Source organism: Arenimonas sp. SCN 70-307, from assembly GCF_001724815.1.
Taxonomy (GTDB): domain Bacteria; phylum Pseudomonadota; class Gammaproteobacteria; order Xanthomonadales; family Xanthomonadaceae; genus Arenimonas.
In genome coordinates this window covers 22,504-37,210 of sequence record NZ_MEDO01000030.1, presented here as the reverse complement: position 1 = coordinate 37,210, position 14,707 = coordinate 22,504, and the positions used below count along the sequence as shown (strand labels likewise).

Sequence of the window (14,707 nt, the reverse complement as noted above, 5' to 3'; positions counted from 1 at the left end):
CCGCGAGCGTTTGACCGCCTGGGGCGAACCCGCCGACGGCACCTGGAGCAACGAGCCGGGCTACACCGGCCACCAGATGGATGCGGGGTCGAAGATGGTCTATATGCAGCAGCGCTACTACGATCCGGGGATTGGGAGGTTCTTGTCGGCGGATCCGATGCCCTCGGACATGCAGAGCGGCTGGAACTTCAATCGATATAACTATGCTGCGAACAACCCGTTTAGGTTCAACGACCCAGATGGGCGAGCAACAGATGATCCTCGTAGGCAACCCAGAGACTGGCGATCACTTACAGCCAGGTCGCCAGGGTCCTCGACTCATCTCGTTTCAAGTGGCGAAGACTCTGGGGGCGCTGCGAATGCAAAGGGTGGCAACGGGGCGCAGGGCGGCAATAGCGCCAGGCCTCGTCAGCCGAGGGCGAGCGATGGCCCTAGGGGAGGGTTCGTGGACATCATGGAGGCAAAGAAGGATGTCGGCGTCCAAGTGGCTTACGGAGCAGGCGGGGCCTACAGAAGGAACTCGGACACCAGCAAGGACGAGGTTGGGCTCATTCCCATCGGAGTTGGTGCTCGCGGAAGGCCGTCTGTGGGTGGTTACGCAAGCGGGGTTGATTTGCTATCCGTCGGCTATGACTGGGGGGTGCGTGATGCGCCAGTCGATATGGAATTGACGGCCGGATTCAACGTTCTGGCGCTTACGCTGGGATTCGACCCTGGTACTGGAATCAATCTGACCCTCAATGCCTCGGCAAGCACTGGCGCTTTTGCAGGCGCCATAATCTACTTTGACGACACCCTAATCGATGACTGATGAGATGAACGAATTTTTTGCGTGGCTGATGTTGATCCTCGTGCCACACGCAATCGTCCAGATTGCAGTCATTCGTGCGCTAACTAACATTGAGAATCATCGGCCGGCCGTCGTTTCAAGGCTTCCCTTTCGGCGAGTCGACTGGATGACAGCGGGACTTATTGCCTCGATTGCGCTCGCCTTTAGAGGCAGAGCTATGGGATTGAACAGCTCGGAGCGCGCGCTCTTTAGGACATTCTTCGCAACCTATATCCTGTCGATACTTGTGATTGTTGGCTACGTGGCTACGTCGCAAGGCTGATCTCGCAGCTATGATCCTGGGGGGGTCGCCCCTGCTTCCTCGAACTAGTGCTCGAGGGGATATCTCTCCACCCGCACCACCAACTCCCCCTCACCCAGCCGCGCACCCAGTTCCTCTCCCGGCTGCGCATCGCCGGCGCGGCGCAGCACCTTGCCGTCGGCGTGCTGGAGGATAGAGTTACTCGACCCAAAGAATATTGATCCGAAAGAGGTGGAAGCAGTAATGGTGGGGTTTGGCACCACCTACAGGCTGGTCTTCAAGCTCCATCCGAATACGAGCGTTGAAGAGATGCTCATTGATGAGTCGAAGAAGCCCTACCACCAACCAGTCAGGCTGGAAGCTCTGAGCCCAACACTGGCCTTGGCCTGCCAGGTCAACGATTTCGGCTAGTCGGTCCTAAGCGGGCTGGCCGGTGTAAAATCCCGCCACCCACCCAGGAAGCCCCCGCCCATGTCCCGCACCGACACCGCCACTGCCCGCGCGCCGGCCAATGCCGAGCGTCGTTACGAGGTCGCCCGCGCCGAGCTGCCGCTGTCGTGCCCGACGCCGGCGATGGCGCTGTGGAACTCGCACCCGCGGGTCTACCTGCCCATCGAGGCCACCGGCTCGGCCACCTGCCCCTACTGCGGCGCGGTGTTCGTGCTCAAGGGCTGAGGCTGGCGCCCGGCCTTGTCCCGCTGCCTCACCGTCGTCCAGCTGCTGCCCGCGCTTGAGAGCGGCGGCGTAGAGCGTTCCACCCTCGAGATCACCGCCGCGCTGGCCGCGGCCGGGCACCGTGCGCTGGTCATCAGTGAGGGCGGCCGGCTGCTGCCGGCGCTGGAGGCCGCGGGCGGCGAGCACATCGACCTGCCCGTGGGCCGCAAGTCGCTGGCCGCCTTCGCCACCATGCGCCGCCTGCGCGCCACGCTGGCGCAAATCCAGCCCGATATCGTGCACGCCCGCTCGCGCCTGCCGGCCTGGCTTGCCTGGCAGGCGCTGCGCGGCCTGCCGGCGCCGCGGCCGCGATTCGTCACCACCGTGCATGGCCTGAATTCGCCGGGCCGCTACAGCGGCATCATGGCCCGGGGCGAGCAGGTCATCTGCGTGTCGGAGACGGTGCGCGCGCACGTGCTGCGGCACTGGCCGGCCACCGACCCGGCCCGCCTGCACGTGATCGAGCGCGGCATCGACCCGGCCCAGTTCCCGCGCGGCCACCAGCCCGATGCCGGATGGCGCCTGCGCTTTGGCCGGGAATTCCCCGAACTCCAGGACGGCCGCCTGCTGTTGCTGCCCGGCCGCGGCACGCGCCTTAAAGGCCACGCCGACGCCATCCGCCTGCTGGCCGACCTGCGCAATGCCGGCGAGGACGCGCGCCTGTGGCTGCTGGGCGCGCGCGAGGCCGGCCGCGAAGCCTACGTGGCCGAGCTCGAGGCCCTGGCCGGCGAGCTGGGCGTGCGGTCGGTGCTGGCCATCAGCCCGCCGCGCAGCGACATCGCCGACGCCTACGCCATGGCCGACCTGGTGCTGCAGCTGTCGAACAAGCCCGAGGCCTTCGGCCGCACCGTCATCGAGGCGCTGTCGGTGGGGCGGCCGGTGCTGGGCTGGGAGAGCGGCGGCGTTGGCGAGCAACTTGCCGCGCTCTACCCACTGGGCGCCGCGCGCCCGGGCGACCGCGCCGCCCTGGCCGCCACCGCCCGCGCCCTGCTGTCGGCACCGCCGCCGATGCCGGTTACCATCCCCCACACCCTGGCGGCGATGCAGTCGGCCACGCTGGAGCTGTATGAGCGACTCGTCCAAACCTGAAACCCCGCTGCGCTGGGCCCCCTGGTGGGTGCTGGCCTCGGTGGCGCTGTGGCCGCTCACCGGTCCGGCCGAGGCGGTGCTTTCGCTGGGCGCGCTGGCGGCGCTGACGGTGCTGCTGGTGCAGCGCTTCCGCGGCGGCATGGCCCTGCTCAGCCACGAGGCCTGGGCGCTGACGACGGTGCTGTTCCTGGCCTACTGGCTGCCCGAACTGCTTTCGGCGCCCGATGCCTTCAATGCGCCGCGCGCCTGGCGCGAATCGCTGCTCGACCTGCGCTACCTGCCCTTCCTGTGGCTGGTGGCGATGGCGGTGGCCAACGAACGCGGGCGCCGCCTCACCTTCACCGGCCTGGCGGTGATCGCCGGCTTCTGGCTGCTCGACGGCCTGGTGCAGGCCGCCACTGGCTGGAGCCTGGGCGGCCCGGCCACGGCCGATCGCCTGAGCGGCGTGTTCGGCGCCGAGAACCTCAAGCTGGGCCTGGTGCTGGCCAGCCTGGCGCCGTTCCCGCTCACCGCCGCGGCCGAGCGTTTCGGCGTGGCCGGCTGGATGACGGTGGCCCTGGCGCTGGTGGTCGTGGTGCTGCTCGGCGGCACGCGCGCCTCGTGGCTCACGCTGGGCCTGGTGCTGCTGGCCAGCGGCTGGCTGCAGTTCCGCGCGCGCCGCGTGGTGGTGGCGATGCTGCTCGGTTCGGCGCTGGCGATGGCGGCGGTGTTCACCTTCTCCGACACGCTGCAGCAGCGCGTCGAACGCACCACGGCCGCGCTCGACGGCGACCAGGCCGGCATGGACCACGCGCTCTCGGGCCGCCTGCCGATCTGGCGCACGGCCGTGGACATGGCGCTGGCGCACCCGGTCAACGGCGTGGGCGTGCGCAGCTTCCGCGACGCCTACCCGGTGTATGCGCAGCCCGATGACCCGTGGCTGGCCGACGCCGAGCACGGCGCCGGCTACCACGCGCACCAGATCGTGCTCGAGGTGCTGAGCGAAACCGGGTTGATCGGCGCCTTCCTGTGGCTGGGCGGCGCGGCGCTGGCCTGGCGCGCCTGGCGCTTCGCGTCGCCCGCGGCGCGGCTGCGCGCACGGGCACCGGCGCTGGCGCTGGCGGTCACGGTATTCCCGTTCAACACCCACCTGGCGGTGTATTCCACGTTCTGGGGCGGTTTGGTGCTGCTGCTGTTCGCGCTCTACGCCGGCAGCCTGCTGTCCGATGGCGGCCGGGAGCCGGCGACGGGCGAGGGCTGAGCGGCCGTGCGCTGTATCGCGATGCCGCTGCTGCAGGGGCTGGCTTGGTGTCTCGGGCGCTTGCCGCAGGGCGCGACGCTGGCGCTGGGCCGCGCCCTGGCCTGGCTGGGCTGGCCGCTGCTGGGTTCGCGCCGGCGCGTCGCGCGCATCAACGTGGACCTGTGTTTCCCCGAACTCGACGCGCGTGCCCGGCGCCGGCTGGCCGATGCCAGCGTGGTCAACACCGTCATCGGCGCGCTCGAGCTGGTGCGCGCCTGGCACATTCCGGCCTCGCGGCTGGACGGAATGGCCGAGGTGACGGGGCTCGAACACCTGCGCGCGGCGCTGGCCACCGGTCGGGGCGTACTTCTGGTGACCGGCCACTTCACCTGTTCCGAGCTGGCCGGGCGCCTGCTGGGCCACGCGCTCGGCCGGCCGGTGCGGGTGGTGGTGCGCCGGCACAACAACGCCTGCCTCGAGGCGTGGTTCGACCGCTCGCGCGAAGCGGTGTACGGCCCGACGATAGGCAAGAAGGACGTGCGCGGGCTGATCCGCGCGCTGCAGGCCGGCGAGCCGGTGGCGTACTCGGCCGACCAGAACTTCACCTACCAGTGTGCGTTCGTGCCCTTTTTCGACGTGCCCGCGGCGACGCTCACCGCGACGCCCGAGATCATGCGGCGCGGCCGGGCGGTGATGCTGCCGTTCTGGTTCCACCGCGCCGCCGATGGCCGATACCGCATCCGCATCGAAGCCAGCTGGCCGGGCTGGCCGGCCGGCGACCCGGGGCAGGATGCGGCGCGCTACATGGAGGAACTCGAGGCCGTGGTGCGCGAGTGCCCGGAGCAGTATTTGTGGGCGCATCGGCGGTTCAAGACGCGGCCGGCGGGCGAGCCCGCCGTCTACTGACCGAAAGGCGTGGGGTCGGAGGTGAGTTGCTAAGAAAGGGGGTCAGGTTCACTTTTCAAAAGTGAACCTGACCCCCTTTCTTAAATGCACCTGTCCCCTAGTAGAGGCGGCGGGAGCCGTCGGGCTGGCGCTTGAAGCGCTGGTGCAGCCACAGGTACTGGTCGGGCCGGCGGCGGATGACGGCTTCGAGGGTGGCCATGATGCGCGCGGTGTCGGCGGTGGCGTCGCGGGTGGGGAAGTCTTCCAGCGGCGCGCCGATCTCGATGCGGTAGCGGCCGTCGTCGAGGCGCTCGTGGAACAGCGGCAGCACCGCCGCGCCGCCCAGGCGCGCCAGCTGGTGCGTCGAGGTCAGGCTCCAGGCCGGCTGGCCGAAGAAGGGCACGAACACGCTTTCGCCGCGCCGCGTTTCCTGGTCGGGCGCGAACCACAGCACGCCGCCCTGCTTGAGGTGGCGGATGGCCGGGCGCAGTTCGTCGCGCGCGAACATGGCCTTGGCGTGGCGCAGCCGGCCGCGCTTGACGGCCCACTCCAGCGCGCCCTCGTGCGGGCGGTACATCGCGCCCAGCTCGATGTGCTGGCACAGCAGGCGCAGGCACACCTCCAGCGTGGTGAAGTGCGCCGACACCAGGATCACGCCGCGGCCACCGGCGCGCGCCGCGGCCAGGTGCCCGAGCCCGGTGATCTCGAAGCCGCGGTCCACCGGCGCCAGCCGGCCCCACCAGGCACGCAGGAATTCGAACAGACCCAGGCCCAGCGACTCGAAGTTGGTGCGCAGCAGCGCCGCGCGCGCGGCGTCGTCCATGTCCGGGAAGCAGATGCGCAGGTTGGCTTCGGCCACGCGCCGGCGCGAGGGCAGCAGCCACAGCAGCGCGCGGCCCAGCACGGGGCCGACGCGGCGCTGCAGCCACCAGGGCCAGCGCGCGATCGTCCAGCCCAGGCCCACGGCCAGCCAGCCCGGCCAGGTGCGGGGCGAAAGCGGCGGCGGGGGCAGGTCGGGCGTGGCCATGCGAGCGCCATTCTAGCCGCTGGCGCCGGCGCGCCGCGGCCCGGCTCGGGTATCCTGCCCGCCATGCAACTGAGCTTCGGCCAGCGGATGCTGCTGGGTCTTTACGGCCTGGTCCTGCGACTGGCCTTCCCGGTCACGCTCTACCACCTGATCTGGCGCGGCCTGCGCCAGCGCGAGTACCTGCGCCGCTGGAGCGAACGCTACGGCTGGCTCGAGGGCCAGCTCGACCTGCACGACACGCTCTGGGTGCACGCCGTTTCGGTGGGCGAGGTGATCGCCGCGCGGCCGCTGGTGGATGGCCTGCTCGCGCGCCATCCGGAGCGGCCGGTGCTGGTGACCACCATCACGCCTACCGGCTCCGAGCGCGTGCGCGCGCTGTGGGGCGAGCGCGTGCACCACGTGTACGTGCCCTACGACCTGCGCAGCATCGTGCGCCGCTTCCTCGACCGCGCGCGGCCGGCGCTGGCGGTGATCGTCGAAACCGAGATCTGGCCCAACCTCTACGTCGAGTGCGAGCGCCGCGGCATCCCGCTGGTGATGGTGAACGCGCGCCTGTCCGAGCGTTCGCTGCGCGGCTACCTGCCGGTGCGCGCGCTGGTGCGGCTGGTGATGCGCACGGTGGACCTGGTGGCGGCGCAGTCGCGCGCCGACGCCGCGCGGCTCGAGCGCCTGGGCGCCGACCCGGCGCGCATCGTCGTCACCGGCAACCTCAAGTACGACCTGCCGCTGGCGCCGGGCCTCGACGTGCAGGCGCAGGCCTGGCGTGCGGGTTGGGGCGGCGCGCGCCCGGTGTGGATGGCCGCCAGCACGCACGCGCCGGAAGAGGCGGCGGTGATCGCCGCGCACCAGGCCCTCCTGTCCACGCAGCCCGACGCGCTGCTGCTGTGGGCGCCGCGCCATCCCGAGCGCTTCGGCCCGGTGGCGGCCGCCGCGCGGGACGCGGGGCTTGAGGTGGCCACGCGCAGCGGCGAGGGCCTGCCCGGCGCCGGCACGCAGGTGTTCGTGGTGGACACGATTGGCGAGCTGATGGGTTTCTATGCCGCATCCGACGTGGCTTTCGTCGGCGGCAGCCTGTGCGAGGTGGGCGGCCACAACGTGCTCGAACCGGCGGCGCTGGGCGTGCCCAGCGTGGTCGGCCCGCACACCTTCAACTTCAAGGACGTCACCCGGCACCTGCGCGAGGCCGGCGGCCTGCAGCAGGTCGACGACGCCGACGCGATGGCGGCGGCGGTGAGGCATTTGCTGCGGGATCCGGCGGCTCGCCGGGAGAGGGGCGACGCCTCGCGTCGCGCGGTGGCTGAACTGGGCGGCGCCGTGGCGCGCACCCTGGACCTCGCCGACGAGGTCCTGGCGGGCCGGCGCTAGCGGCGCCGGCCCGCGCGGCGCTTACTGCGCGCCGTCGAACTCGGCCAGGGCGGCCTCGGCGTCGGCCACCAGCGCGGCGTTCACCGCCTGCAGGTCCTCGAGCGCGATGGTGCCGCCGGCCTGCTTCAGGCGCAGCGTGTTCACCAGGAAGGCGTGGCGGGCGCGGGCGTACTCGCGCTGCGCCTGGAACAGCGCCTGCTGGCTGATCAGCACATCGACGATGGTGCGGGTACCGACTTCCAGGCCGGCCTCGCTGGCCTCGTACGCGGCCTGGGCCGACACCACCGAGAGGCGGCGCGCCTCGACCTCGGCCGTGCCGGCCGCGAGCGAGCGCTGGGCGTTGCGGGTGAGGCGGGTGACGGCGCGACGCTCCTGCTCGAGCTGGTCGGCCACCGCGTCGCGGCCGTGCACGGCCTGGCGCACGCCCGACTGCACGGCGCCGCCGGCGTAGAGCGGCACGCTCAGCGTGACGCCCACGGTCTTGCGCACCGAGCCGTTGTCGAACGAGGTCGAGCTGGCGACCGGCGCGAATACGTCGTTGGTGCCGTAGCCGGTGCCGTCGTTGTAGCTGGCGGTCAGGCCCAGCGAGGGCAGGTGGCCGGTGCGGGCGGTCTGCACGTCCTTCTCGGCGGCGGCCAGGGCCAGCTCGCGGGCGAGCAGCGTGGGGTTGTTCTCCATCGCGGTGGCGACCCAGTCCTGGTTGATCAGCTCGGTCGGGTCGGCCGGCTTGTAGTCGGGCGCCAGGCCGCGCAGGTTCTCGACCGGCGTGCCGGTGATTTCGGCCAGGGCTTCGCGGGCGTCGTCGAGCGCGGTGCCGGCGGCGATGGCGTTGGCGCGCGCCGAGTCGTAGCGGGCGCGGGCCTCGTGCACGTCGGTGATCGGGGCCAGGCCCACTTCCAGGCGCTTTTCGGCCTGGTCGAGCTGGCGCTTGACCGAGCGCTCCTCGGCGCGCGAGGAGGCCAGGGTCTCGATGGCGGTGAGCACGTTGAAGTAGGCGTCGGCCACGCGGACGATCAGCGCGTCCTGGGCGGCCTTGTACTCGGCCTCGGACTGCGCCGCGCGCGCCTTGGCGGCGTCGAGGCGGGTGTAGTTGCCGTGGTCGTAGAGGCTCTGGCGCAGGCTGACGCCCCAGCCGCGCGAGGTGGACTCGCTCTCGGATTCGCTCGGCGGCTGCACCACGGAGCCGAAGGCCTGCGAGCCGCTGCTCTCGGAGCGGGTGCGGCTCCAGCTCACGTCGCCGCTGATCTGCGGCAGCAGGTTGGCGCGGCTCTGCACCACGCCCTCGCGCTGGCCGAGGCTGCGCGACTCGGCGGCCTGCAGCTGCGGGTCGGACTGGCGGGCCTGCTCATAGGCCTCCATCAGGTCGGCGGCCGAAGCGGCGCCGGACAGACCGGCGAGTGCGATGGCGAAGGCAAGGGGACGAAGGCTCAGGCGCATGGGGAGGGTCCTGGTATCAAAGGGTGAACTGCGGGGCCGGCTCGGCGCCGTGCAGGTAGGGCACGTCGGTCTCGAACAGGCTTTCGCGGAGGAAACCGTCGCCGTCGCGGGTGATCAGGATCGCTTCCTGCACCGGCGACTGGCCGTGGATGACGAACAGGCGGCCGCCCGGGCGCAGCCACTCGGCGAAGCGCTCGGGGTTCGTGGCCACCGCGCCGGTGATGCAGATGGCGTCGAACTGGCGGCCAGGCTGCCAGGTGAACACGTCGGCGGTCTCGAGCCGCACGTTGGTGACGCCGTCGGCGACCAGGCGGGCGCGGGTGCGCTCGGTGAAGTCGGCGTGGCGGTCGATGCTGGTGACCTCGCGGGCGAGCCTGGCCAGGCAGGCGGTGACGAAGCCCGAACCGGTGCCCACTTCCAGCACCTCGTCGCTGGGGTCCAGCGCCAGGGCCTGCAGCAGGCGGCCTTCGACCACCGGCTTCATCATCACCTCGCCGTGCTCGAGCGGCAGCGGCAGGTCGGCGAAGGCCAGCTTGCGGTGGCGCGTGGGCACGAAGTCCTCGCGGCGCACCGTCATCAGGGTTTCGAGCACGCGCGGGTCGAGCACGTCCCAGGGCCGAACCTGCTGTTCGACCATGGCGAAACGGGCCTGCTGGAAGTCAATGGTCATTACGGCTAAATCCTTGAATCACAAGGCCGACAATTCTACGCCCGGGGCCGGGTTGCGCAAAGGATGCGGGGGGCGCGAAGGCCTCCGTAGTGCCATTGGTCACTGAGACCGACTGACAACGGTGGCCCGGTTCAGGCTTCATGCGCGCACCGGGCCGTAGGCACGAAGAAACATGTCCACCGTCGCCGCGAGGTGACGGTCGAGCGCGTCGCCGGCCAGGGTGGCGGGGCAGCCGCACAGCAGGCGGGCGTGGCACTCGCCCTTGAGCAGGGCGAAGAACTGCTGCGCGGCCAGCTCGCAGTCGCGCACGGCCAGCTCGCCGGCCTCGGCCTCGGCGCGAAGGAAGCCGGCGAAGGCCTCCTGGATGCGGCGCGGACCGGCGTCCCAGAACAGCTGGGGCAGGGCGGCGCCCTCGGGCATGGGCTGGCCCATGATCCGGTGCACGGCGATGGCCTCGTCGGAGGTGATCAGGCGGAACAGGGCGCGGCCGATGCGCAGCAGCTGCTGGCGGATCGGGCCCTGGAAGTGCACGTCGAACAGGTCGGCCGGCAGCAGGTCCTCGCAGCTGGCCTTCACCGCCTCCACGAACAGGGTCTCCTTGTCCTGGAAGTGGCTGTAGACGGTCAGCTTGGACACGCCGGCGGCCTGGGCCACCGCGTCCATGGCCGTGCCCTCGTAGCCGCGGGCCAGGAACAGCGCCTTGGCCGCATCGAGGATGGCGGCGCGCTTTTCCAGGTCCTTCGGGCGGCCCGGGGAGACCCGGGGGCTGGGCTCGGTCATGTCAACGCAAAGTGATTATTGAACTGGCGAGTATGGTAAAGCTACCATCCGCTCAATTCAATCCGGGCACCGCCGCCATGACCACCTTTTCCACGCGACGCTGGATCCTGTCGGCGGGCCTGCTGGCCCTGCTTTCGGGCTGCGGCGGCGACGCCGACACCGAAGCGCCGGCGCGGCCGGCCTGGGTGGTGCAGGCCAGCGCCCAGGGCGCGGCGCCCACGGCCTACGCCGGCGAAGTGCGGGCGCGGCACGAGCCGGCGCTGGCCTTCCGCATCGGCGGCAAGATCGCGCGTCGCCAGGCCGAGGTCGGCGAGCGGGTGAAAGCGGGCCAGGCCCTGGCCGAGCTCGACGCCTCCGACGTGGCCCTGCAGCGCGAGGCGGCGCAAGCCCAGCTGGCCTCCGCCGAAGCCGACCTGGCGCTGGCGAAGTCCGAGCTCGACCGCTACCAGCAGCTGCTCGACCAGCAGCTGGTCAGCCGCTCGCTCTTTGATGCGCGCAAGTCGCAGTACGACGCCGCCGAAGCACGCGTGCGCCAGGCCCGCGCCCAGGCCCGGGTGTCGGTGAACCAGGCCGATTACGCGGTGCTGCGCGCGCCCGCGGACGGCCTGGTCGCGCAGCGCCTGGCCGAAGCCGGGCAGGTCGTGGCCGCGGGCCAGAGCGTTTTCGTGCTGGCCGAGGACGGCCCGCGCGAAGTGGCCATCTCCATTCCCGAGCGCGAGGCTTCGGCCTTCGCGGTGGGCCGGCCGCTGGTGGTCGAGCTGTGGTCGCTGCCGGGCCAGCGTTTCCCCGGCCAGCTGCGCGAGATCGCGCCGGCGGCCGACCCGCAGGCGCGCACCTTCGCCGCCCGCGTGGCCTTCGACCCGGGCGACGCGGTCGTGGACCTCGGCCAGAGCGCCCGCGTCTACGCCAACGGCGGCGACCACGCGGTGGTGACGGTGCCGCTGTCGGCGCTGTACGAAAAGGACGGCGCCGCGGCGCTGTGGGTGGTCGACCCGGCGGCGCTGACGGTGTCGCTGCGGCCGGTGCAGGTGGGCGCCTACGGCGAATCCGGCGTACCGGTGACCGCCGGCCTGCAGCCGGGCGAGTGGGTGGTGGCCGCCGGCGTGCACCTGCTGCTCGAGGGCCAGAAGGTGCGGCCGATAGACGACGAGAACCGCCCGCTGCAGCTCACTGCCGCCAGCGCGGACTGAGGTCGCCATGGACAGCCGTTTCAACCTTTCCGAGTGGGCGCTGCGCAATCGCTCGCTGGTGCTCTACGCCATGCTGGTGCTCGCGCTGCTGGGCATCTCGAGCTACCAGAACCTGGGCCAGTCCGAGGACCCGCCCTTCACCTTCAAGGTGATGGTGGTGCGCACGATGTGGCCGGGCGCGACGGCCGAGGAGGTGGCGCGCCAGGTCACCGACAAGATCGAGAAGGAAGTGATGGAGACCGGGCGCTACGAGTTCGTGCGCTCCTACTCGCGCGCCGGCGAGAGCCTGGTGATGCTGATGTCTCGCGACTCGATGGTGTCCAGCGAGCTGCCGGCGCTGTGGTACGACGTGCGCAAGAAGGTGGGCGACATCCGCCACACGCTGCCGCAGGGCGTGGTGGGGCCGTTCTTCAACGACGAGTTCGGTGACACCTTCGGCAACATCTACGCGCTCACCGGCGAGGGCTTCGACTACGCCACGCTGAAGGACTACGCCGAGCGCATCGAACTCGAGCTGCACCGCGTGCCCGACGTGGGCAAGATCGAGCTGGTCGGCCTGCAGGACGAAAAGATCTGGATCGAGCTGTCGAACACCAAGCTCGCCACGCTCGGCGTGCCGCTGGAGCGGGTGCAGCGGGCCATCGACGAGCAGAACGCGGTGGCGCCGGCCAGCTTCTTCGAAACGCCCACCGACCGCGTGCAGCTGCGGGTGTCGGGGCGCTTCGACAGCGTGGAGGAGATCCGCGACTTCCCCATCCGCGTCGGCGACCGCAGCTTCCGCCTCGGCGACGTGGCCGAGGTCCACCGCGGATTCGCCGATCCGGCGGCGCCGCGCATGCGCTTCATGGGCGAAAACGCCATCGGCATCGCCGTGGCCATGCGCAACGGCGGCGACATCATCCGCCTGGGCGAAGTGCTCGACGCCGAGTTCGCGCGCCTGCAGCAGGACCTGCCGGTGGGCATGACCCTGGCCAAGGTGTCCGACCAGCCCAAGGCCGTGCGCAGCGGCGTGTCCGAGTTCGTGCGGGTGCTGGCCGAGGCGGTGATCATCGTGCTCGTGGTGAGCTTCTTCTCGCTCGGCTTCCGCACCGGCCTGGTGGTGGCGCTGTCGATCCCGCTGGTCCTGGCGATGACCTTCGCGGTGATGGACTACTTCGACATCGGACTGCACAAGATTTCGCTCGGTGCCCTGGTGCTGGCGCTGGGCCTGCTGGTGGACGACGCCATCATCGCGGTCGAGATGATGGCGGTGAAGATGGAACAGGGCTACGACCGCCTGCGCGCGGCGGCCTTCATGTGGAAGTCGACCGCCTTCCCGATGCTCACCGGCACCCTGGTGACGGCGGCGGGCTTCCTGCCCATTGCCACGGCCGCTTCGAGCACGGGCGAATACACGCGCTCCATTTTCCAGGTGGTGACGATCGCGCTGATCGTGTCGTGGATAGCGGCCGTGGTGTTCATCCCCTACCTGGGCGACAAGCTGCTGCCTGATCCCAAGCCGGTGGGCGGCGGCGGCAAGCACCATGATCCCTACACCACGCCCTTCTACCAGCGCGTGCGCGCGACGGTGGTGTGGTGCGTGCGCCACCGCGGCCTGGTGATCGCGGTGACGGTGGCGGCGTTCGCGCTGAGCGTGGCGATGTTCCGCTTCGTGCCGCAGCAGTTCTTCCCGTCCTCGACGCGGCTGGAGCTGATGGTGGACCTGGAGCTCTCGGAGGGTTCCTCGCTGCAGGCCACCGAGCAGGTGGCGGCGCGGCTGGAGGCGGCGCTGAAGGACCAGGAGGACGTGGAGAGCTACGTCGCCTACGTCGGTTCGGGCAGCCCGCGCTTCTACCTGCCGCTGGACCAGAAGCTGCCGCAGGCCAACTTCGCCCAGTTCGTCATCCTCACGCCCGACATCGAGGCGCGCGAGCGGCTGCGTGGCTGGCTGATTGAATTGTTCGACGAGCGCTTCAGCGACGTGCAGGCGCGCGTGCAGCGCCTGGAGAACGGGCCGCCGGTGGGCTTCCCGATCCAGTTCCGCGTCTCGGGCGAGCACGTGGACGAGGTGCGGCGCCTGGCGCGCGAGGTGGCCGCGCGCGTGCGCGCCAACCCGCACGTCACCAACGTCAACCTCGACTGGGACGAGCCGAGCAAGGTGGTGCGCCTGCAGATCGACCAGGAACGCGCGCGCGTGCTGGGCGTGAGTTCGGCGCAGGTGGCGGCCTTCCTGCGCGGTTCGCTCTCGGGCACCACGGTGAGCACCTACCGCGAGGGCAACGAGCAGATCGAGATCCTGCTGCGCGGCCCGGCCGAGGAGCGCGAGCGGCTGTCGCTGCTGGGCAGCCTGGCGGTGCCGGCCGGCGATGGCCGGTCGGTGCCGCTGTCGCAGATCGCCACGCTCGAGCACGGCTTCGAGGACGGCATCATCTGGCACCGCAACCGCCTTCCGACGGTGACGGTGCGCGCCGACATCTACGGCGAAGTGACGCCGCCGAGCGTGACGGCGCAGATCCTCCCGGAACTCGAGGCCATCCGCGCCGCGCTGCCGCCGGGCTACCTGCTCGAGACCGGCGGCACGGTGGAGGACTCGGGCCGCGGCTCGCGCTCGGTCGCGGCCGGCGTGCCGCTGTTCGTGTTCGTGGTGATCACCCTGCTGATGCTGCAGCTGCGCAGCTTCCCGCGCACCCTGATGGTGGCGCTGACGGCGCCGCTGGGGCTGATCGGCGTGGTGCTGTTCCTGCTGGTGTTCCGGGTGCCGTTCGGCTTCGTGGCGATGCTGGGCACGATCGCGCTCAGCGGCATGATCATGCGCAATTCGGTGATCCTCGTGGACCAGATCGAGCAGGACATCGCCGCCGGCAGCCCGCCGGCCCGCGCGGTGGTGGACGCGACGGTGCGCCGCTTCCGCCCGATCGTGCTCACGGCCCTGGCGGCGGTGCTGGCCATGATCCCGCTCTCGCGCAGCGTGTTCTTCGGCCCGATGGCCGTGGCCATCATGGGCGGCCTGATCGTCGCCACCGCCCTGACCCTGCTGTTCCTGCCGGCGCTCTACGCCGCCTGGTTCCGCGTCCCCAACCCCGCCCGCGCCTGACCGGCGCGGGAGTGCTCCCCGGCCGGCGGCGAACGTGGTTCAATGGCGGCCGGAAGCGGGGGTGCCCGGCGGGATGCGGGCTGAGACATACCCTTTGAACCTGATCCGGTTGATACCGGCGTAGGGAAGCTTCGTGGTGCCGGCCCCGCGCCTGCGCCCGGCGCCGC

13 protein-coding genes and 1 riboswitch are annotated in these 14,707 nt (G+C 70.9%); of the genes, 9 read left to right on the top strand and 4 right to left on the bottom strand.

Annotation, left to right across the window (positions count from 1 at the left end):
• The 6 genes from ABS41_RS13395 to ABS41_RS13370 all read left to right on the top strand — a co-directional run.
• Positions 1 to 811, top strand: an 811-nt coding sequence (locus tag ABS41_RS13395; RefSeq protein ID WP_290595125.1) for an RHS repeat-associated core domain-containing protein, incomplete at its 5' end; no start/stop codon positions are given.
• Entirely contained in the window at positions 804 to 1,112 is a 309-nt protein-coding gene (locus ABS41_RS13390) for a hypothetical protein (protein WP_290595124.1), read from the top strand. The genes ABS41_RS13395 and ABS41_RS13390, both read left to right, overlap by 8 nt.
• A 450-nt stretch (positions 1,113 to 1,562) precedes the next feature.
• Positions 1,563 to 1,766 (top strand): zinc-finger domain-containing protein, encoded by a 204-nt coding sequence (locus tag ABS41_RS13385; protein WP_290595123.1) that lies wholly within the window; start codon positions 1,563 to 1,565, stop codon positions 1,764 to 1,766.
• Positions 1,767 to 1,781: 15 nt separating this feature from the next.
• Positions 1,782 to 2,894: a glycosyltransferase gene (locus ABS41_RS13380; protein WP_290595122.1), complete on the top strand. Its 1,113-nt coding sequence runs from the start codon at positions 1,782 to 1,784 to the stop codon at positions 2,892 to 2,894.
• Complete coding sequence (locus ABS41_RS13375; protein WP_290595121.1) at positions 2,872 to 4,134, top strand: O-antigen ligase family protein; 1,263 nt, start codon at positions 2,872 to 2,874, stop codon at positions 4,132 to 4,134. The genes ABS41_RS13380 and ABS41_RS13375 overlap by 23 nt, the downstream gene beginning before the upstream one ends.
• A 6-nt stretch (positions 4,135 to 4,140) precedes the next feature.
• Entirely contained in the window at positions 4,141 to 5,019 is an 879-nt protein-coding gene (locus ABS41_RS13370; protein ID WP_290595120.1) for a lysophospholipid acyltransferase family protein, read from the top strand.
• A gap of 97 nt (positions 5,020 to 5,116) precedes the next feature.
• On the opposite strand, the gene lpxL is transcribed toward ABS41_RS13370, so the two are convergent.
• The gene (lpxL, locus tag ABS41_RS13365; RefSeq protein ID WP_290595119.1) at positions 5,117 to 6,025 is read right to left on the bottom strand and encodes an LpxL/LpxP family Kdo(2)-lipid IV(A) lauroyl/palmitoleoyl acyltransferase; all 909 of its coding nucleotides are present in this window, start codon (positions 6,023 to 6,025) and stop codon (positions 5,117 to 5,119) included.
• Between the two features lie 63 nt (positions 6,026 to 6,088).
• Here lpxL and waaA point away from each other — a divergent pair, with 63 nt between their 5' ends.
• Complete coding sequence (gene waaA, locus ABS41_RS13360) at positions 6,089 to 7,390, top strand: lipid IV(A) 3-deoxy-D-manno-octulosonic acid transferase (RefSeq protein WP_290595118.1); 1,302 nt, start codon at positions 6,089 to 6,091, stop codon at positions 7,388 to 7,390.
• A 21-nt stretch (positions 7,391 to 7,411) separates the two neighbouring features.
• Here the strand turns inward: waaA and ABS41_RS13355 are convergent, their stop codons facing one another.
• From ABS41_RS13355 to ABS41_RS13345, 3 genes are all read right to left on the bottom strand, one after another.
• Positions 7,412 to 8,827, bottom strand: coding sequence for a TolC family outer membrane protein (locus ABS41_RS13355; protein WP_290595117.1), 1,416 nt, complete (start codon positions 8,825 to 8,827; stop codon positions 7,412 to 7,414).
• A 16-nt stretch (positions 8,828 to 8,843) separates the two neighbouring features.
• Complete coding sequence (locus ABS41_RS13350) at positions 8,844 to 9,497, bottom strand: protein-L-isoaspartate O-methyltransferase (RefSeq protein WP_290595116.1); 654 nt, start codon at positions 9,495 to 9,497, stop codon at positions 8,844 to 8,846.
• 138 nt (positions 9,498 to 9,635) lie between these two features.
• The gene (locus ABS41_RS13345) at positions 9,636 to 10,277 is read right to left on the bottom strand and encodes a TetR/AcrR family transcriptional regulator (protein WP_290595115.1); all 642 of its coding nucleotides are present in this window, start codon (positions 10,275 to 10,277) and stop codon (positions 9,636 to 9,638) included.
• Positions 10,278 to 10,354: 77 nt separating this feature from the next.
• Here ABS41_RS13345 and ABS41_RS13340 point away from each other — a divergent pair, with 77 nt between their 5' ends.
• Complete coding sequence (locus ABS41_RS13340; protein ID WP_290595114.1) at positions 10,355 to 11,467, top strand: efflux RND transporter periplasmic adaptor subunit; 1,113 nt, start codon at positions 10,355 to 10,357, stop codon at positions 11,465 to 11,467.
• Between the two features lie 7 nt (positions 11,468 to 11,474).
• Positions 11,475 to 14,540: an efflux RND transporter permease subunit gene (locus ABS41_RS13335; RefSeq protein ID WP_290595113.1), complete on the top strand. Its 3,066-nt coding sequence runs from the start codon at positions 11,475 to 11,477 to the stop codon at positions 14,538 to 14,540.
• Positions 14,541 to 14,587: 47 nt separating this feature from the next.
• Positions 14,588 to 14,685, top strand: a riboswitch (TPP riboswitch).
• Positions 14,686 to 14,707: the final 22 nt, after the last annotated feature.